This is a genomic window from Streptomyces sp. PTY087I2, from assembly GCF_001687325.1.
Taxonomy (GTDB): Bacteria; Actinomycetota; Actinomycetes; order Streptomycetales; family Streptomycetaceae; genus Streptomyces.
The window spans coordinates 92,811-109,992 of record NZ_LZRD01000014.1 but is presented as its reverse complement, the minus strand read 5'-3'; the positions used below and the strand labels follow the sequence as shown (position 1 = coordinate 109,992).

The 17,182-nt window shown below is 72.0% G+C and carries 17 protein-coding genes and 1 pseudogene; 12 read left to right on the top strand and 6 right to left on the bottom strand.

Translation table 11 applies throughout. From position 1 onward, the window contains the following. Positions 1–40: 40 nt before the first annotated feature. From A3Q37_RS17310 to A3Q37_RS17265, 10 genes are all read left to right on the top strand, one after another. Entirely contained in the window at positions 41–991 is a 951-nt protein-coding gene (locus tag A3Q37_RS17310; protein WP_065485386.1) for a Rossmann-like and DUF2520 domain-containing protein, read from the top strand. Then, complete coding sequence (gene panC / locus A3Q37_RS17305; RefSeq protein ID WP_065485384.1) at positions 988–2,007, top strand: pantoate--beta-alanine ligase; 1,020 nt, start codon at positions 988–990, stop codon at positions 2,005–2,007. The genes A3Q37_RS17310 and panC overlap by 4 nt, the downstream gene beginning before the upstream one ends. After that, positions 2,004–3,695 carry an L-aspartate oxidase gene (locus tag A3Q37_RS17300; RefSeq protein WP_065485382.1) on the top strand — a complete coding sequence of 564 codons (1,692 nt, stop codon included), beginning with the start codon at positions 2,004–2,006 and terminating at the stop codon, positions 3,693–3,695. Before panC ends, A3Q37_RS17300 begins: the two co-directional genes overlap by 4 nt. A gap of 139 nt (positions 3,696–3,834) precedes the next feature. Beyond that, on the top strand, positions 3,835–4,896 hold the full coding sequence (gene nadC / locus A3Q37_RS17295; RefSeq protein WP_065485379.1) for a carboxylating nicotinate-nucleotide diphosphorylase: 1,062 nt from the start codon (positions 3,835–3,837) through the stop codon (positions 4,894–4,896). Then, positions 4,896–5,693: a type III pantothenate kinase gene (locus tag A3Q37_RS17290; RefSeq protein WP_030581719.1), complete on the top strand. Its 798-nt coding sequence runs from the start codon at positions 4,896–4,898 to the stop codon at positions 5,691–5,693. Before nadC ends, A3Q37_RS17290 begins: the two co-directional genes overlap by 1 nt. A 153-nt stretch (positions 5,694–5,846) precedes the next feature. Then, positions 5,847–6,431, top strand: a complete 585-nt coding sequence (locus A3Q37_RS17285) for a hypothetical protein (RefSeq protein WP_065485376.1) — start codon at positions 5,847–5,849, stop codon at positions 6,429–6,431. Between the two features lie 81 nt (positions 6,432–6,512). Further along, positions 6,513–6,692 (top strand): hypothetical protein, encoded by a 180-nt coding sequence (locus A3Q37_RS17280; RefSeq protein ID WP_065485372.1) that lies wholly within the window; start codon positions 6,513–6,515, stop codon positions 6,690–6,692. Between the two features lie 131 nt (positions 6,693–6,823). Further along, the gene (locus A3Q37_RS17275; RefSeq protein WP_079137842.1) at positions 6,824–7,306 is read left to right on the top strand and encodes a BlaI/MecI/CopY family transcriptional regulator; all 483 of its coding nucleotides are present in this window, start codon (positions 6,824–6,826) and stop codon (positions 7,304–7,306) included. A 10-nt stretch (positions 7,307–7,316) separates the two neighbouring features. After that, positions 7,317–7,886, top strand: coding sequence for an amino-acid N-acetyltransferase (locus A3Q37_RS17270; RefSeq protein WP_065485550.1), 570 nt, complete (start codon positions 7,317–7,319; stop codon positions 7,884–7,886). A gap of 144 nt (positions 7,887–8,030) precedes the next feature. After that, positions 8,031–8,366, top strand: a complete 336-nt coding sequence (locus A3Q37_RS17265) for an Lsr2 family protein (RefSeq protein WP_006125504.1) — start codon at positions 8,031–8,033, stop codon at positions 8,364–8,366. On the opposite strand, the gene A3Q37_RS17260 is transcribed toward A3Q37_RS17265, so the two are convergent. Next, positions 8,345–8,971, bottom strand: a complete 627-nt coding sequence (locus A3Q37_RS17260) for an SCO3374 family protein (protein WP_065485367.1) — start codon at positions 8,969–8,971, stop codon at positions 8,345–8,347. The two genes, A3Q37_RS17265 and A3Q37_RS17260, sit on opposite strands and share 22 nt — an antisense overlap. A gap of 450 nt (positions 8,972–9,421) precedes the next feature. Between A3Q37_RS17260 and A3Q37_RS17255 the strand changes: the two genes are divergently transcribed. After that, positions 9,422–11,950 (top strand): ATP-dependent Clp protease ATP-binding subunit, encoded by a 2,529-nt coding sequence (locus A3Q37_RS17255; RefSeq protein WP_065485363.1) that lies wholly within the window; start codon positions 9,422–9,424, stop codon positions 11,948–11,950. Between the two features lie 291 nt (positions 11,951–12,241). Here the strand turns inward: A3Q37_RS17255 and A3Q37_RS37835 are convergent. Both A3Q37_RS37835 and A3Q37_RS37260 read right to left on the bottom strand, forming a co-directional pair. Further along, positions 12,242–12,716 (bottom strand): annotated as a pseudogene (locus tag A3Q37_RS37835) (ATP-binding protein); the annotation flags it as partial. A gap of 13 nt (positions 12,717–12,729) precedes the next feature. Then, the gene (locus tag A3Q37_RS37260) at positions 12,730–12,897 is read right to left on the bottom strand and encodes a hypothetical protein (protein ID WP_176711436.1); all 168 of its coding nucleotides are present in this window, start codon (positions 12,895–12,897) and stop codon (positions 12,730–12,732) included. Between the two features lie 457 nt (positions 12,898–13,354). Here A3Q37_RS37260 and A3Q37_RS17250 point away from each other — a divergent pair, with 457 nt between their 5' ends. Continuing rightward, positions 13,355–14,068, top strand: coding sequence for a M23 family metallopeptidase (locus A3Q37_RS17250; protein WP_065485361.1), 714 nt, complete (start codon positions 13,355–13,357; stop codon positions 14,066–14,068). 239 nt (positions 14,069–14,307) lie between these two features. Here the strand turns inward: A3Q37_RS17250 and cseC are convergent, their stop codons facing one another. From cseC to A3Q37_RS17235, 3 genes are all read right to left on the bottom strand, one after another. Continuing rightward, positions 14,308–15,645 (bottom strand): two-component system sensor histidine kinase CseC, encoded by a 1,338-nt coding sequence (gene cseC, locus A3Q37_RS17245; protein WP_065485359.1) that lies wholly within the window; start codon positions 15,643–15,645, stop codon positions 14,308–14,310. An 85-nt stretch (positions 15,646–15,730) separates the two neighbouring features. Next, a complete protein-coding gene (gene cseB / locus A3Q37_RS17240; protein WP_065485357.1) occupies positions 15,731–16,444 on the bottom strand; it encodes a two-component system response regulator CseB in 714 nt (237 codons plus the stop codon). Between the two features lie 81 nt (positions 16,445–16,525). Beyond that, positions 16,526–17,173: a hypothetical protein gene (locus tag A3Q37_RS17235; RefSeq protein ID WP_079137841.1), complete on the bottom strand. Its 648-nt coding sequence runs from the start codon at positions 17,171–17,173 to the stop codon at positions 16,526–16,528. Positions 17,174–17,182 lie beyond the last annotated feature (9 nt).

Here is a 17,182-nt window from a genome sequence, read left to right as displayed (position 1 = left end):
CCGGTACCCCCCGCGGACTGGAACGGAAGGCCATCGCCGCGTGAACGCATCAGTTTCGAAGGAATCCCTCGACGCGAGGGACCGCCCCGCCCGTCTCACGGTCGGCGTCGTCGGCGCGGGCCGGGTCGGACCCGCCCTCGCCGCGTCGCTCCGGCTCGCCGGGCACCGCCCGGTCGCCGTCTCCGGCGTCTCCGACGCCTCCCGCCGCCGCGCCGCGACCCTCCTCCCCGATGTGCCCCTGGTGGAGCCCGCCGAGGTGCTGGCCCGCGCCGAGCTGGTGCTCCTGACCGTCCCCGACGACGTGCTGCCCACGCTGGTCGAGGGCCTCGCCGAGACCGGCGCCGTACGGCCGGGCCAGCTGCTCGTCCACACCTCCGGGCGGTACGGGGCGAAGGTGCTGGACCCCGCGCTGCGGGCCGGGGCGCTGCCACTCGCGCTGCACCCGGCGATGACGTTCACCGGCACCGCCGTCGACGTCCAGCGGCTCGCGGGCTGCTCCTTCGGCGTCACCGCCCCCGAGGAGCTGCGGCTCGCGGCCGAGGCCCTGGTCATCGAGATGGGCGGCGAACCCGAGTGGATCGCCGAGGACGCGCGCCCGCTCTACCACGCGGCCCTCGCCCTCGGGGCGAACCACCTGGTCACCCTGGTCGCCCAGTCGATGGAGCTGCTGACCAAGGCCGGGGTCGCCGCCCCCGACCGGATGCTCGGCCCGCTGCTCGGCGCCGCCCTGGACAACGCCCTGCGCTCCGGCGACGCCGCGCTGACCGGCCCGGTCGCCCGCGGGGACGCGGGCACGGTCGCCGCCCACATCGGCGAGCTGCGCACCTACGCCCCGCAGGCGGTCGCCGGATATGTCGCGATGGCCCGCGCCACGGCCGACCGGGCGCTCGCCCACGGCCTGCTCAAGGCCGAGCTGGCCGAGGACCTCCTCGTCGTCCTGGCCGACCAGGAGCGCCGCCCCGGCGGCCCCGGACCGGGGGAGACCCGATGACGCGCACCCTGCGCACCACCCTCCTGCGCACCGCCGCCGAGCTGGACGCGCTGCCCCGCCCCGCCGGCGCCGAGCGGGCCGTCGTCATGACGATGGGCGCCCTGCACGACGGCCACGCCACCTTGATCCGCGCGGCCCGGGAGGCGGCCGGACCGGACGGCCAGGTCGTGGTCACCGTCTTCGTGAACCCGCTCCAGTTCGGCGAGGCCGCCGACCTGGACCGCTACCCGCGCACCCTGGACGCCGACCTGGAGACCGCCGCCGCCGCGGGCGCCGACGCGGTCTTCGCCCCCGGCGTCGAGGAGGTCTACCCGGGCGGCGAGCCCCAGGTCCGGATCACCGCGGGCCCCATGGGCGAGCGCCTCGAAGGCGCGTCCCGCCCCGGCCACTTCGACGGGATGCTCACCGTCGTCGCCAAGCTCCTCCATCTCACCCGCCCCGACGAGGCGTTCTACGGGCAGAAGGACGCCCAGCAGCTCGCCCTCATCCGCCGTATGGTCCGGGACCTGAATTTCGGCGTCCGGATCGCCGGCGTCCCCACCGTCCGGGACGCGGACGGCCTCGCGCTCTCCAGCCGCAACCGCTTCCTCTCCCCGCCGGAGCGGCACACCGCCCTCGCCCTGCCCCGCGCCCTGTTCGCGGCCCAGGACCGGCTCGCCGCCCAGCAGGCCCTGCACGAGCGGGCCAAGGCCACCGCGCCCGGCGGCGACCGGGCCGCCGGGCTCAACAAGCTCGGCGAGGCCCGGGCCGCCGCCGACGCCCAGGCCGTGGCGCTGGCCCGGCCGAACGGGGCGCCCGCCGCCGTCCGCGCCGCCGCCCGGACGATCCTGGACGAGGCCGCCGCCCGGGACCGGGTCCCGCTCGTCCTGGACTACCTGGCCCTGGTGGACCCGGCGGACTTCACCGAGATCCCGGACGACCGCGAGAGCGGGGAGGCGATCCTCGCCGTCGCGGCCCGGGTCGGGAACACCCGCCTCATCGACAACATCCCCCTCACCTTCGGAGCCCTGACGTGACCGGAATACGGCTGACCGCCCCCGCCCCCGGCTGGGCCATCGACGCGGACGTCGTGGTGGTCGGCTCCGGCGTCGCCGGGCTCACCGCCGCCCTGCGCTGCGCCGCCGCCGGCCTGGACACCGTCGTCGTCACCAAGGCCCGGCTCGACGACGGCTCGACCCGCTGGGCCCAGGGCGGCATCGCCGCGGCGCTCGGCGAGGGCGACACCCCCGAGCAGCACCTCGACGACACCCTCGTCGCGGGCGCGGGCCTCTGCGACGAGGAGGCCGTGCGCACCCTGGTCACCGAGGGCCCCGACGCCGTACGCCGGCTGATCACCACCGGCGCCCACTTCGACACCACCGACAGCGGCGACATCGCGCTCACCCGCGAGGGCGGCCACCACCGCCGCCGCATCGCCCACGCGGGCGGCGACGCGACCGGCGCGGAGATCTCCCGCGCCCTGGTCGAGGCGGTCCGTGAAGCCGCCCTGCACACCATCGAGAACGCGCTCGTCCTGGACCTGCTCACGGACGCCGAAGGCCGTACGGCAGGGGTCTCGCTGCACGTCATGGGCGAGGGGCAGCACGACGGCGTCGGCGCGGTCCGGGCCCCCTCGGTCGTCCTCGCCACCGGCGGCATGGGCCAGGTCTTCTCCGCCACCACCAACCCCTCCGTCTCCACCGGCGACGGCGTCGCGCTCGCGCTGCGGGCCGGGGCGGAGGTCTCCGACCTGGAGTTCGTCCAGTTCCACCCGACCGTCCTCTTCCTCGGCGCGGACTCCGAGGGCCAGCAGCCGCTGGTCTCCGAAGCCGTACGGGGCGAGGGCGCGCATCTCGTCGACGCCGACGGTGTCCGCTTCATGCTCGGACAGCACGAGCTGGCCGAGCTGGCCCCGCGCGACATCGTCGCCAAGGGCATCACCCGCCGGATGCACGAGAAGGGCGCCGAGCACATGTATCTGGACGCCCGGCACTTCGGGGCGGCCATGTGGGAGCAGCGCTTCCCCACCATCCTGGCCGCCTGCCGGTCCCACGGCATCGACCCGGTGACCGAGCCGATCCCGGTCGCCCCGGCCGCGCACTACGCCTCCGGCGGCGTCCGCACCGACCTGCGGGGCCGTACGACGGTCCCCGGCCTGTACGCCTGCGGCGAGGTCGCCTGCACCGGAGTGCACGGGGCCAACCGGCTCGCGTCCAACTCCCTGCTGGAGGGCCTGGTCTTCGCCGAGCGCATCGCCGCCGACATCGCCGAGGTCCGCCCGCCCCGCACCGAACCGGCCGAGGCCCCCCGCGCCGCGGACGACCTCGCCCCGCTGCTGGCCCCCGAGGCCCGTACGGCGATCCAGCGCACGATGACCCGGGGCGCCGGAGTCCTGCGCTCCGCCGGCTCCCTGGCCGCCGCGGCCGAGGAGCTGGAGGCCCTGCACCGGGAGGCCGCCGCCGACGCGGAGGCGGACGGCGCCAAGGCGGTCGTCCCCGGGGTCGACGCCTGGGAGGTCACCAATCTGCTTCTGGTCTCCCGGGTCCTGGTCGCCGCCGCCCGGGACCGCGAGGAGACCCGCGGCTGCCACTGGCGCGAGGACCGGCCCGACCGCGACGACGCCCACGGCCGCCGCCACCTGGTCGTCCGCATCGCGCCCGACCGCACTCCGGTCGTCCACCGCACGGAGACCGCCGCATTCCCGCCCGTACGCCCGTCGGATTGAGCAGACTGCTGGAAGCACCCGCTCCGCCGCACCCGCGGAGCAGCACCGACAGCACCCGCAACAACACACGCACCACCGGCACCACCCGAAGCACCAGCCGTACCCGCACCACCCGCCACGCCCCCGAGGAGCCGACACCGTGAGCACGCCCGAAGAGAATCCGCGCCCCACTCCCGTGGACGTACCGCTGATCAGCGTCGGCGCGCCCGCATCGTCCGAGGCCCCGGAAGGCGGCTGCGGCGACGGCTGCGGCTGTGGTGACGGCTTCGACCCCGACGCCCTGGAGTGCGGCCTCGACCCCGCGCTCGCCCTGCTGCTGGCGGAGGCGGGGCTCGACCCCGTCCAGGTCGAGGACGTCGCGCATGTGGCGATCGAGGAGGACCTGGACGGCGGGGTGGACGTCACGACCGTGGCGACCGTCCCCGAGGACGCCGTGGTCACCGGTGACTTCACCGCCCGCGAGGCCGGCGTGGTCGCCGGGCTCCGGGTCGCCGAGGCGGTCCTGTCGATCGTCTGCACCGAGGAGTTCGAGGTCGAGCGGCACGTCGAGGACGGCGACCGGATCGTCCCCGGCCAGAAGCTGCTGACCGTCACCACCCGCACCCGGGACCTGCTGACCGGCGAGCGCAGCGCGCTGAACCTGCTCTGCCGCCTCTCCGGCATCGCGACCGCCACCCGTGCCTGGGCGGACGTGCTGGAGGGCTCCAAGGCGAAGGTCCGCGACACCCGCAAGACGACGGCGGGCCTGCGCGCGCTGGAGAAGTACGCGGTGCGCTGCGGCGGCGGCGTCAACCACCGGATGTCGCTCTCCGACGCGGCCCTGGTCAAGGACAACCACGTGATCGCGGCGGGCGGTGTCGCGGAGGCGTTCAAGCGCGTGCGCGCCGAGTTCCCCGAGCTGCCCATCGAGGTCGAGGTCGACACGATGGACCAGGTCCGTGAGGTGCTGGACGCGGGCGTCGACCTGATCCTGCTGGACAACTTCACCCCGGCCGAGACCGCCGAGGCGGTCGCCCTGGTCGACGGCCGGGCGATCCTGGAGTCCTCGGGCCGCCTCACCCTCGACTCGGCCCGCGCCTACGCGGACGCGGGCGTCGACTATCTCGCGGTCGGCGCGCTCACCCACTCCTCGCCGATCCTCGACATCGGCCTGGACTTCCGCGACGCGGACGCGTCCCCCGCCGCCGGGGACGACGCCTGATGCTGCTCACCATCGACGTCGGCAACACGCACACGGTCCTCGGCCTCTTCGACGGCGAGGAGATCGTCGAGCACTGGCGGATCTCCACCGACGCCCGCCGCACCGCGGACGAGCTGGCCGTCCTGCTCCAGGGCCTGATGGGCATGCACCCGCTGCTCGGCATGGAGCTGGGCGACGGCATCGAGGGCATCGCGATCTGCGCGACCGTCCCCTCGGTCCTGCACGAGCTGCGCGAGGTCACCCGCCGCTACTACGGCGACGTTCCCGCCGTGCTGGTCGAGCCCGGGGTCAAGACGGGTGTGCCGATCCTGATGGACAACCCCAAGGAGGTCGGCGCGGACCGCATCATCAACGCGGTCGCCGCCGTCGAGCTGTACGGGGGCCCGGCGATCGTCGTCGACTTCGGCACCGCCACCACCTTCGACGCGGTCTCCCCGCGCGGCGAGTACGCGGGCGGGGTGATCGCCCCCGGCATCGAGATCTCGGTCGAGGCGCTCGGCGTCCGGGGCGCCCAGCTCCGCAAGATCGAGCTGGCCCGGCCGCGCAGCGTGATCGGCAAGAACACCGTCGAGGCCATGCAGTCCGGCATCATCTACGGCTTCGCGGGCCAGGTCGACGGGGTGGTGGCCCGGATGAAGAAGGAGCTGGCGGCCGACCCGGACGACGTCACCGTCATCGCGACGGGCGGCCTTGCTCCGATGGTGTTGGGGGAGTCCTCGGCCATCGACGAGCACGAGCCGTGGCTGACGCTCATCGGGCTGCGCCTGGTCTACGAGCGGAACGTGTCCCGCGCCTAGGGGGGGGACCCCGGCGTACCTGCGGGAACGGCCGGGGCGGTGGCCCGGGGGACGGCTCCGGCGCGCCGCGCCACCGACGACCAGTTAAACGGATTTTGTCCATTTAGCACGTATTGTCGCGTCATGCCCACGCCCTACGGTTCACGAGGCGGCATGGCGTTCAGCGCGGACGAGCTGCGGGTGCTCCGACGTGCCCTCGCCATCGCCCTCCACCCCATGCCCCTGTCCGACGAGGACGTCCAGGACTGCCTGCGGCTCGCGGGCTCCGTGGACGAGGCGGTCGGCGAGGCGGGTCGGCTGCGAGCGTTCCTCCTCGCCGACCTCGCCCGCTACCGCAACGCCCTTCCCGGCTCCGCCACCGGCTATCTGGAGCTCCTCCAGGACGCCCTGGCGGCCGGCTACGACCCCCGCCCGGACGATCTGGCCGCCCTGCGGGCCCTGCGGGGCGGATCTCTCGCGGCGGCCCTCCTGGAGCGCTGCCAGGTGCTCGCCGAGCGTTCCGTACGGGCCAGGCTCGCCGGGCGCTCCGCCGGCGCCGCGGCCCCTGGCCCCCGCAGCCGGCTGCTCGCCCTGCCCGGCGGCCGCGCCGCCACCCGGGAGCCGGAACGGCCCAGCACCCCGGCCTCACCGGGCAAGCCGCAGAAGCCCGGCGACCGCCCCATGCCCAAGCCCTCCGAGGTCTTCCCGCCGCGCCGGCGGCCCGCACCGCCCCCGTCCGAGGAGCGGGCGGCCGGCTGACCCTCCGGCGCTCCCCGACGCGGCGTCCTCCACCGGGAGGTCGCCGCGTCGGGCCGTTCCGGGCTCGCTACTCTGGACGGCATGGACTACGTATCCGCGCTCGTGCCGCCCGTGGTGATGGCCGTCTTCTTCATCTCCCTGATCGTGATCATCGTCAAGAGCCAGGGTGGTCCGAACAAGACCAAGGAGGACGGCGCGGTGGACGCGGCGATCGCCCGCGCGGAATCCGCAAAGCAGACCGCTCGTCCGGAGAATGTCTGATCGCGGGAGCGGCCCCGCCCGCCCCGCGCCCTCCCGGCGTGTGTCCCCCGAGCGCACGGCTCTCACGAGCCGTGCGCTTTTTGCTGCGCAAAGAGCAGAACAATCGGGACATCTAGCACTAAAGTGATCGCGTGCCCCGTCAATTGGGAGACCTCGAAGACGCCGTGATGACGCGCGTCTGGCAATGGAACCGACCGGTCACGGTGCGGGAAGTCCTGGAGGACCTTCAGCAGGAACGGTCCATCGCCTACACGACCGTGATGACGGTAATGGACAATCTCCATCAGAAGGGCTGGGTCCGCAGGGAAGTCGACGGCCGCGCCTATCGATATACGGCCGTCTCCACCAGGGCCGCCTACTCGGCCGCACTGATGAACGAAGCCTGGTCACAGAGCGACAACCCCGCCGCAGCGCTTGTCGCGTTCTTCGGCATGATGTCCGCCGAGCAGCGCGAAGCGCTCCAGGACGCCGTTCGTATGGTTTCCCCCAATCCCACGGAAACCGCCCCCGGCCCGACCGCCGAATCCACCCCGGGCGACCAGGCGGAACCGACCGCCGACGCCGCCGGAGAAGACGACCCGACCGATGGCGCGACGCCGGAGAGCGGGCGATAGCGTCGGGGGCATGTCCTCAGAGCAGCCGCAAAGCGATCCGGATACCGAACTCCATACCGACCCGTCGGTAAATAAGCCCGCCATCACCGTCCGGCGGGCCAGGACGAGTGATGTCGGGGCGGTTCGCCGACTCCTCGACGGGTACGTGTCCGGGGGCATCCTGCTCGACAAAGCGACCGTCACCCTTTACGAGGACATCCAGGAGTTCTGGGTCGCGGAACGCGACGAGGACGCGACCGTCATCGGCTGCGGCGCACTTCATGTCATGTGGGAAGACCTGGCGGAAGTGCGGACCCTTGCCGTCGACCGCCGCATGAAGGGCGCGGGAGTCGGGCATCACGTGCTGGAGAAGCTCTTGCAGACCGCTCGATGGCTCGGTGTCCGCAGGGTTTTCTGTCTCACCTTCGAAGTGGACTTCTTCGCCAAGCACGGCTTCGTCGAGATCGGGGAGACGCCCGTCGACACCGATGTCTACAGTGAGCTGCTGCGTTCCTACGACGAGGGTGTCGCGGAGTTCCTCGGTCTCGAACGAGTGAAGCCGAACACCTTGGGCAACAGCCGGATGCTTCTGCACCTGTGATCTGTAGAAGGACCTGCATCCCTATGTCCGAATCGCGCATGTTTCCCGTCTTCCCGGGCTGCTGAACCTCTCCCGAGGGTTTGTGTTTTCCGGGGAAAAGCGGTTTCCTTTCCGCGTACTCCATTTTCGATGAAAGGAAATCCCGTGGCACAGAAGGTTCAGGTCCTTCTTGTCGATGACCTCGACGGTGTCGAGGCTGACGAGACCGTCACGTTCGCCCTCGACGGCAAGACGTACGAGATCGACCTCACCACGGCCAACGCGGACAAGCTTCGCGGCCTTCTCGAGCCCTACACCAAGGGTGGACGTCGCACCGGTGGCCGTGCCGCCACGGGCCGCGGCAAGGGCCGCGCCGCCGCCGGCGGTAACAAGGACACCGCGGAAATCCGCCGGTGGGCCCGGGAGAACGGCCACAATGTGAATGACCGCGGCCGCGTTCCCGCCGAGATCCGCGAGGCTTACGAGAAGGCCAACGGCTGACCGGCCGAACCCCTTGTCAGCACCCCCGTCGGCACGCCGGACCGGGCGTGTGACAACCGGACCCGATGGCATTCCGTGGCCGCCGCGTCCACCAGGCGTACGAGATCGGGGGCATCCCCACCGCTGCTCCCGAAGCCTGCGAGGGCCGGCAGTGCCAGCTCGGGCGCACGCCTCGGCTCTGGGGGCCGCAGCCAGACAGCGGCCCCCGTCGAGCCCTTCGCCGCGCCCCCCGGGAAGCCGGGGAGGGGCGGGGCCGTGATCCGGCCACCCGCGCCCACGGCGGTCAGGTCCGGCGCGAGCGGACCCCACTCCAGCCAGTCGAGCAGCCCCGGCAGCTCATCGGCGCCGCCCGCGGCGACCAGCAGCCCCATCCGCGTACCGGACAGCAGGACCGGGCCGGTGCGCACCCCGCGCCGCAGCACGGCGTGACCGGCCTCGGCGGGCAGCTCCAGCACATCGAAGGACTCCCCGGCGAGCAGCCGCAGCGGATCGTGCCCCGCGGTGGCCCAGCCCAGCTCCCGCGCGTACCGCCGGGCGAGAGCGGCGTCGGCGGAACCCGGAGCGGGATCGGGCGAGGACCGGGGCTGCGGGACGGTGCGGGTCATGTCCGATGAACCGCCGAACCGCCCGCGAAGTTACGCAACGTCCGCGCGCGATCACACCGTGTCCCCGCTGAGGGGGCGCTCGGGAGCGTGTCGCGGCGCAAGGATGTTCGCCCGTAGCGGAGGGAACCGGGGCGCGCCGCATGGACTGTCAGTGATTGCGGGTAAGACTTTCCTAGTGGGAAGGGGCGACACGCTGGCCGAGGCGTCTCACGTTCGCCATCGGCGTACTGGCGAAAGGGGTATCTGCCTGGCCTGCGGGAACATCGTCTCGCACCATCGGGTTGGAGCAGTTGTCAGCTGTTCGGCAGTAAGAATCCCCGCCCGGCGCGGGGTGATCCGGACGGATGTCGGCAGTTGGAATGAGCTGTCCCGTCCTGCGGGACTAGCATGCGGAAGGACTGGGAGGGGACCGACCCCTCACTGACCGACCGCTCTGAGGAGCGATTAACGATGTTCGAGAGGTTCACCGACCGCGCGCGGCGGGTTGTCGTCCTGGCTCAGGAAGAAGCCCGGATGCTCAACCACAACTACATCGGCACCGAGCACATCCTCCTGGGCCTGATCCACGAGGGTGAGGGTGTCGCCGCTAAGGCCCTGGAGAGCCTCGGGATTTCGCTCGAGGCGGTCCGCCAGCAGGTGGAGGAGATCATCGGGCAGGGGCAGCAGGCTCCGTCCGGGCACATCCCCTTCACCCCGCGAGCCAAGAAGGTCCTGGAGCTGTCGCTCCGCGAGGCCCTTCAGCTGGGCCACAACTACATCGGCACCGAGCACATCCTGCTCGGCCTGATCCGCGAGGGCGAGGGCGTCGCCGCCCAGGTCCTCGTGAAGCTGGGCGCCGACCTGAACCGGGTCCGGCAGCAGGTCATCCAGCTGCTTTCCGGGTACTCGGGCGGCAAGGAGACGGCGGCCGCGGGCGGCCCCGCCGAGGGCACGCCCTCCACGTCCCTGGTGCTCGACCAGTTCGGCCGGAATCTCACCCAGGCCGCTCGTGAGTCCAAGCTCGACCCGGTCATCGGGCGCGAGAAGGAGATCGAGCGGGTCATGCAGGTGCTGTCCCGCCGGACGAAGAACAACCCCGTCCTCATCGGCGAGCCCGGTGTCGGCAAGACCGCCGTCGTCGAGGGCCTGGCCCAGGCGATCGTCAAGGGCGAGGTGCCCGAGACCCTCAAGGACAAGCACCTCTACACCCTGGACCTCGGCGCCCTGGTCGCCGGTTCGCGGTACCGGGGTGACTTCGAGGAGCGCCTGAAGAAGGTCCTCAAGGAGATCCGCACCCGCGGCGACATCATCCTGTTCATCGACGAGCTCCACACGCTGGTCGGTGCGGGCGCCGCCGAGGGCGCGATCGACGCGGCGAGCATCCTCAAGCCCATGCTGGCGCGAGGCGAGCTCCAGACCATCGGCGCCACCACGCTCGACGAGTACCGCAAGCACCTGGAGAAGGACGCCGCTCTCGAGCGCCGCTTCCAGCCCATCCAGGTCGCGGAGCCGTCGCTGCCGCACACCATCGAGATCCTCAAGGGTCTGCGCGACCGTTACGAGGCCCACCACCGGGTCTCCATCACGGACGAGGCCCTCGTCCAGGCCGCGACCCTGGCCGACCGGTACATCTCGGACCGCTTCCTGCCGGACAAGGCGATCGACCTGATCGACGAGGCCGGTTCCCGGATGCGCATCCGCCGGATGACCGCGCCGCCGGACCTCCGCGAGTTCGACGAGAAGATCGCGGGTGTCCGCCGCGACAAGGAGTCGGCCATCGACTCCCAGGACTTCGAGAAGGCGGCTTCCCTCCGCGACAAGGAGAAGCAGCTGCTGGCGGCGAAGGCCAAGCGGGAGAAGGAGTGGAAGGCCGGCGACATGGACGTCGTCGCCGAGGTCGACGGCGAGCTGATCGCCGAAGTCCTGGCCACCGCCACCGGTATCCCGGTCTTCAAGCTGACGGAGGAGGAGTCCTCGCGTCTGCTGCGCATGGAGGACGAGCTCCACAAGCGCGTCATCGGCCAGAAGGACGCCATCAAGGCCCTCTCGCAGGCGATCCGCCGTACGCGAGCCGGTCTGAAGGACCCGAAGCGCCCCGGTGGCTCGTTCATCTTCGCCGGCCCGTCCGGTGTCGGTAAGACGGAGCTGTCCAAGACGCTCGCCGAATTCCTCTTCGGCGACGAGGACGCGCTGATCTCCCTCGACATGTCGGAGTTCAGCGAGAAGCACACGGTTTCCCGCCTCTTCGGTTCGCCCCCCGGTTACGTGGGCTACGAGGAGGGCGGCCAGCTCACCGAGAAGGTGCGCCGCAAGCCGTTCTCCGTCGTCCTCTTCGACGAGGTCGAGAAGGCCCACCCCGATATCTTCAATTCCCTGCTCCAGATTCTGGAGGACGGTCGCCTGACCGACTCCCAGGGCCGGGTCGTGGACTTCAAGAACACGGTCATCATCATGACGACCAACCTCGGGACCCGGGACATCTCCAAGGGCTTCAACCTGGGCTTCGCCGCCCAGGGCGACGTCAAGACCAACTACGAGCGCATGAAGGTCAAGGTCAACGAAGAGCTCAAGCAGCACTTCCGGCCGGAATTCCTCAACCGTGTCGACGACACGGTGGTCTTCCACCAGCTGACCGAGGAAGACATCATCCAGATCGTCGACCTCATGCTCGCCAAGGTCGACGAGCGTCTCAAGGACCGCGACATGGGCATCGAGCTCAGCGCCGAGGCCAAGACGCTGCTCGCGAAGAAGGGCTACGACCCCGTGATGGGCGCCCGGCCGCTGCGCCGGACGATCCAGCGGCAGATCGAGGACGTCCTCTCCGAGAAGATCCTCTTCGGCGAGCTGCGTCCCGGCCACATCGTGGTCGTGGGCACGGAGGGCGAGGGTGACGACAAGACGTTCACCTTCCGCGGCGAGGAGAAGTCGGCTCTGCCCGACGTCCCCCCGATCGAGCAGGCGGCAGGCGGCGCCGGCCCGAACCTGACGAAGGACGCGTGACGCGCAGGTAGCGCACGTGGCGCACAGCTGAGGGGCTGCCCCGGAACCGGTATCCGTACCGGTCCGGGGCAGCCCCTTTTCGGCGTCCTGCACGGTTCCCTCCGTCGAGCGTGAGGTGCTCGACGGAGGGAACCGGGCCCGCGGACTCGCAGTCTCGGCAGGTGACGGAGGTTCGGCGAGCCTATGGAGATCGGTGCGCCCGACCGTCCCCGCCCCGAGCTGTTGCCCCGCGTCCAGTAGCCCGCTCACCAGCGCGGCCAGCTCCCGCCGTCCGCAGTGCCCCGCCGCCGGCAGGAGTGCCCGGCCCGACTCCAGGACCCGGCCCGCCCAGCCCTCCGGGGCCGTATCAACCACCGGCCCCGCCGCACCGGACAGCTCCGCCGGGCCCGGGAACGCCATGCCGCGGGCCCGCAGTGTGCGCAGGGGCACCACAAAGGGGACCAGGTCGTTCAGCGGGGCCAGCGCGTCGCTCAAGGTGCGGGCCGAGGCGTGCGCGGCCAGCCACCACAGCAGCGTCGTCTTGTCCGCGCCCGCGTCGCCGCGGAGCAGCACCCGGGGCGGGCGGCGGGCCGTCCAGTTCGCAGACCAGCAGGTCGCGGAGCCGGCCCGCCACGGGTGGGACCGTCGCCGTGTACCGGTCCGCCTCCAGCCGCCGGTCGGGGCCGTACCGCTGGACGCGCGGGAAGCCGGTGATCTCGCAGCCGGGTGTCGCCTGGCGGGTGTCGATCACGCCGGACCGCACCGGCGGGACCGGGCGCACCTGCTCGACGGTGCCACGGTCACCGCTGCCCGGCTCCACCGTCGAAGCCCGCCGTGGAGCCGTCAGGCCTCGCGCCGTCACCAGGACCGCCACCGAACCCCGCCGTCGACCCGTCGCCCTCCGTCCCGATCTCCCACGCCTCGCCCGTCACGGCGTCGCGCGGGGTCAGGGGTGAATCGGCCGTCATTGGGGTCCCCCGGAGCGCGGTGCCGCTTTCCCGTCAGCGTAGTGAAGTAGCGGGCCGAAGGTCCCGAATCGGAAGGACTTAGGTCCCACCGGCGGTGACAAGGCGCACAGGCCGAAACAGGCCTACTACCCGGCACCGTAGAAGGGGCCGTGATCGGCCGCGGGACCTTCGGCCCGGCGTCGCCAGGCCCTTCCGAGGTTCTGGGCGATACGGCCGTTTCGCGGTGCCATGTCCGGAAAAGGGCCCATGGAACAGGCGTTAAACGCCTTTCGCGCGAGGGATTTCGTCGACCGCGCCGACCCCTCACGGAGGGACAACCTCGGTCAATTCCCCCCACCCTCTCTACGGCTTTTCTTCGTAGATGGGGTGTTTGAGCATCGGCCGGGGTGCGGGTTACCAAGGTTGAGCAAGCCCGGACAGCACGCCGGGTCCACTCACCTTCGGAGGACTTCCTCGTATGAAGCGCGCAACGAACCAGCACACCATCCGCCCGTCCGCCTTCCGCGTCCGTGGCGCCGTCCTGGCCGCCGGCCTGGGGGCGTCCGTGGTGCTGAGTGCCGGAACGGCGTTCGCCTCCAGCGGCTCCACCGCCGCTGCCCCCCTTGCCGCGGCCACCACGGCCGACTCGGTCGCCCAGCAGGCGGCCTCGCAGGCCAAGGCCGCGGACGCGGCCAAGAAGGCCACCGCGAAGAAGGCGTCCGACGCCAAGAAGAAGGCCGAGGACAAGAAGAAGGCCGCGAAGAAGAACGCCGCCTCCTGGAAGACCCCGGTCAAGAAGTACACGCTGACCGCCAGCTACGGCACCGGCGGCGCCCGCTGGGCCGCCAAGCACTCCGGCCAGGACTTCGCCGTGCCGATCGGCACCCCGGTCTCGGCCGTCCACACCGGCACCGTCGTGAAGGCCGGCCCGAACGGCGCCGGTGACGGCCCCGCGTACGGCAACGCCATCGTGATCAAGCACTCCAACGGCAAGTACTCGCAGTACGCGCACCTGTCGAAGGTCAACGTCAAGATCGGCCAGAAGGTCAAGACGGGCCAGAAGATCGCCCTGTCCGGCAACACCGGCAACTCCAGCGGCCCGCACCTGCACTTCGAGATCCGCACCACCCCGAACTACGGCTCGGCGCTGAACCCGGCCGCGTTCCTCCGCTCGGTGCACGTCTCCATCTGATCCGGCGCGGCGTAACCGCGCGGCCCCGGACCGGACAGCCGTAAGCGCCCGGCGTCAGCCGAGCCCCGCCACCCGGCCGGCCGCGCAGCACAACCGAAGAGCGTTCAGTGGACCCGTTACACCCCGGTACCCGGGGCGTGCGCCCGGGTCACCCGACCGACGGCGACGTCGAGGACAGCCTCACGGCTCACTCCTCGGGGTCGCCGTCGGCGTTCCCGAGGACCCGGGAGCCGTGCCGCTCAGTCCGACGGCTGCCGCTGGTCCGCCATCCGCAGCACCGGAAAGCTCCCCGTCACCGTCGGCGCGTGCTCCGGCAGCCACAGCACCGCGATCGCCCCGCCCGTGCCCTCTGCCGCACCCGAGGGCGCCGCGTTCCGGAACGTCAGCCGGGCCCCGAGCACCCGCGCCTGGCCCGCCGCGATCGTCAGACCAAGACCGTGCCCGTGCCCGGCCCGGTCCATGCTTCCGGTACGGAACCGGCTCGGCCCGTCCCGCAGCAGCTCCTCCGGGAACCCCGGACCGTGGTCGCGGACCCGGACCACCCGGCCCTCGACCGAGACCTCCACCGGGGTGGAGCCGTGCTTGGCGGCGTTCCCCAGGAGATTGCCGAGGATGCGCTCCAGCCGGCGCGGATCGGTGGAGACCCACGACTCATGGATCACCCGCACGGTCACATCGGGGTCCAGCAGCCCGATCCGCCGGCTGACGAACTCCCCGAGCGGCAGCTCCTGAAGCTCCGCCCGCTCCGAAGCGCTGTCCAGGCGGGCCACCTCAAGGACGTCCTCGACCAGCGTCCGCATCGCCTGGGCCCGGTCCCGTACCAGCTCGGTGGGGCGGCCCGGCGGCAGCAGCTCGGCCGCCGTGAGCAGCCCGGTCACCGGGGTACGCAGCTCATGGGCGATGTCCGCGGTGACCCGGCGCTCCGCCTCGATCCGCTCGTTCAGCGCGTCGGTCAGCGCGTCGACCGCCCGCGCCAGCTCGTCCGTCTCGTCGCGGACGACCCCGCCGACGGCCTCCCTGACCCGTACGTCCGTCTGCCCCTGGGCGACCCGGCCCGCCGCGGCCGCCGCCTTCCGCAGCCGGCGCGAGAGCTGGCCGCCGATGAGCACCCCGAGCGCGCAGCCGCCGAAGACCACCGAGACCGAGCCGATGATCAGGGCCCGGTCCAGATCGTTCATGATCGTGGCGGAGCGGTCCGCGAACCGGGTGTGCAGCGACAGCACGTTGCCGCCCGCCAGCGGCACCGCCGCCCAGACCTCGGGGGCCCCGTCGGCGCCCTGCTCGACATGGGTGGCCCGGCGGTTCTTGCGGACCTCGTCGCGCAGGCTCTGCGGGATCGCCGGGTCGTTGAGCTTCGCCCCGAACTTCGGGCCGCCCTTCTGCATGCTCGTCGCCTCGTAGAAGCGCTGGGCGCCCAGCAGCCGCTCCAGCTGCACCTCGCGGGCGTTCTCGATCATCGAGACGCGGGCCGCGTTGTGCACCACGAGGCTCAGCGCCACCGCGATGAGCGCGCCGACCGCCGCGATGGCGATGCTGATCTTCCAGCGGACACCGGTCCGCAGGGCCAGCCGCTTCATGGACCCACCACCGGCCGCTCCACCCGTGCCCGCCCCACCCCTGCCCGCTTCACCCGCTGCGCCCGTCTCATCGGCTGCGCCCGCCTCATCCGCGCAGCTTGTAGCCGAAGCCGCGGACCGTGTCGATCCGGTCCTGGCCGATCTTGGTGCGCAGCCGCTGGACATGGACGTCCACGACCCGGGTGTCCCCGCCCCAGCCGTAGTCCCAGACCCGCTCCAGGAGCCGGTCGCGGGACAGGACCGTGCCCGGCGCGGACGAGAACTCCAGCAGCAGCCGCATCTCGGTGGGCGTCAGCGCCACCTGCTCACCGGCGCGCCGCACCTCCATGCCGTCCGTGTCGACCTCCAGATCGCCGAAGACCAGCACCCCGCCGAGCGCCTCGTCCGCCGTCTCCGTACCGCCCGGATGCGCGCCGTCCGGTCCGGCCGCGTGGCCGAAGCGGCGCAGCACCGCCCGGATGCGGGCGACCAGGACCGCCCCGTCGAAGGGCTTGGTCACGTAGTCGTCGGCTCCGGCCTCCAGGCCGAGCACCACGTCGATCGAGTCGGCCCGCGCGGAGAGCATGATCACCGGTACGGTCGACTCGTCCCGGATGCGGCGGCACAGGCTCACCCCGTCCAGGCCCGGCACCATCACGTCGAGCAGGGCGATGTCCGGCCGGTCGGCGCGGAACGCCTCCAGACCGGAGAGCCCGTCGGGCATCGCGGTGACCGTGAAGCCGACCCGCTCCAGGGCGAGCTGGGTGGCCTCGCGGATCACGTCGTCGTCCTCGACGAAGAGGACGTGGGTCTCGGCCATGGGGCTGCGTCTCGCTTTCCGTTCCCGCCCGGTTCCACCGGCGCGGCGTCGTTCCCGTCCGGTGCCGGATTCCTGCCGGTGTCAGTTCCTGTCCGGCCGCGCCGGTTCGTCGGCCGGATCCGTCTCCAGCGGTTCCGCCTGTACGGGCAGCTCGCCGTCCGAGCCCTCGACGGCCCGGCTGAAGTCGTTGTGCACCCGGTCGTGCTCGGTGAAGCGGTCGCTCGCCCAACGGTAGGTGACCACCTCCGAGCCGGACGGGGACGCCAGCGGATCCTTCGAACCGTAGACCTGGGTCGTCACCACCAGATCGCCCCGGTCGATCGTCCCGTAGACGGCGGGGACCTCGGCCGTGAAGACGTTCTTGTACGAGCCGTCGTCGTCCGCCCGGTACACATACGTCCCGACGCTCACCGAGTCGGCGCAGCTCATCACGTTGACCACCACGTCGGCGGTCCGGCCGCCGGTCATCGACCCGTACGACGTGTCGATCGGGTAGGCCTTGCCCGCGCAGGGCCTGAGCCCCTCCCGGACCCGCTCGCCCACCTTGGGGTCGCTCTTCAGCAGCCGTACGGCGTCGACGCGCCGCACGGGCGGGGTCGTGCCGGACGGGCTGGGCCGCGGGGTGATCTGGGCGATCGGCTGACTGCCGGCGGGACCCTCGTCGCGGGTGCCGGTGCCGCCCGAGGAGCAGCCGACGCCGAACAGCCCGAAGGCGACGAGTCCGGCCAAGGCCGTGCC

Bases quoted from the DNA above. Each gene is read 5' to 3' on its own strand.
- panC (WP_065485384.1), top strand. From the start codon at position 988: ATGACGCGCACCCTGCGCACCACCCTCCTGCGCACCGCCGCCGAGCTG.
- A3Q37_RS17290 (WP_030581719.1), top strand. From the start codon at position 4,896: ATGCTGCTCACCATCGACGTCGGCAACACGCACACGGTCCTCGGCCTC.
- A3Q37_RS17285 (WP_065485376.1), top strand. From the start codon at position 5,847: ATGGCGTTCAGCGCGGACGAGCTGCGGGTGCTCCGACGTGCCCTCGCC.
- A3Q37_RS17280 (WP_065485372.1), top strand. From the start codon at position 6,513: ATGGACTACGTATCCGCGCTCGTGCCGCCCGTGGTGATGGCCGTCTTC.
- A3Q37_RS17270 (WP_065485550.1), top strand. From the start codon at position 7,317: ATGTCCTCAGAGCAGCCGCAAAGCGATCCGGATACCGAACTCCATACC.
- A3Q37_RS17260 (WP_065485367.1), bottom strand. From the start codon at position 8,971: ATGACCCGCACCGTCCCGCAGCCCCGGTCCTCGCCCGATCCCGCTCCG.
- A3Q37_RS17255 (WP_065485363.1), top strand. From the start codon at position 9,422: ATGTTCGAGAGGTTCACCGACCGCGCGCGGCGGGTTGTCGTCCTGGCT.
- A3Q37_RS37260 (WP_176711436.1), bottom strand. From the start codon at position 12,897: ATGACGGCCGATTCACCCCTGACCCCGCGCGACGCCGTGACGGGCGAG.
- A3Q37_RS17250 (WP_065485361.1), top strand. From the start codon at position 13,355: ATGAAGCGCGCAACGAACCAGCACACCATCCGCCCGTCCGCCTTCCGC.
- cseC (WP_065485359.1), bottom strand. From the start codon at position 15,645: ATGAAGCGGCTGGCCCTGCGGACCGGTGTCCGCTGGAAGATCAGCATC.
- cseB (WP_065485357.1), bottom strand. From the start codon at position 16,444: ATGGCCGAGACCCACGTCCTCTTCGTCGAGGACGACGACGTGATCCGC.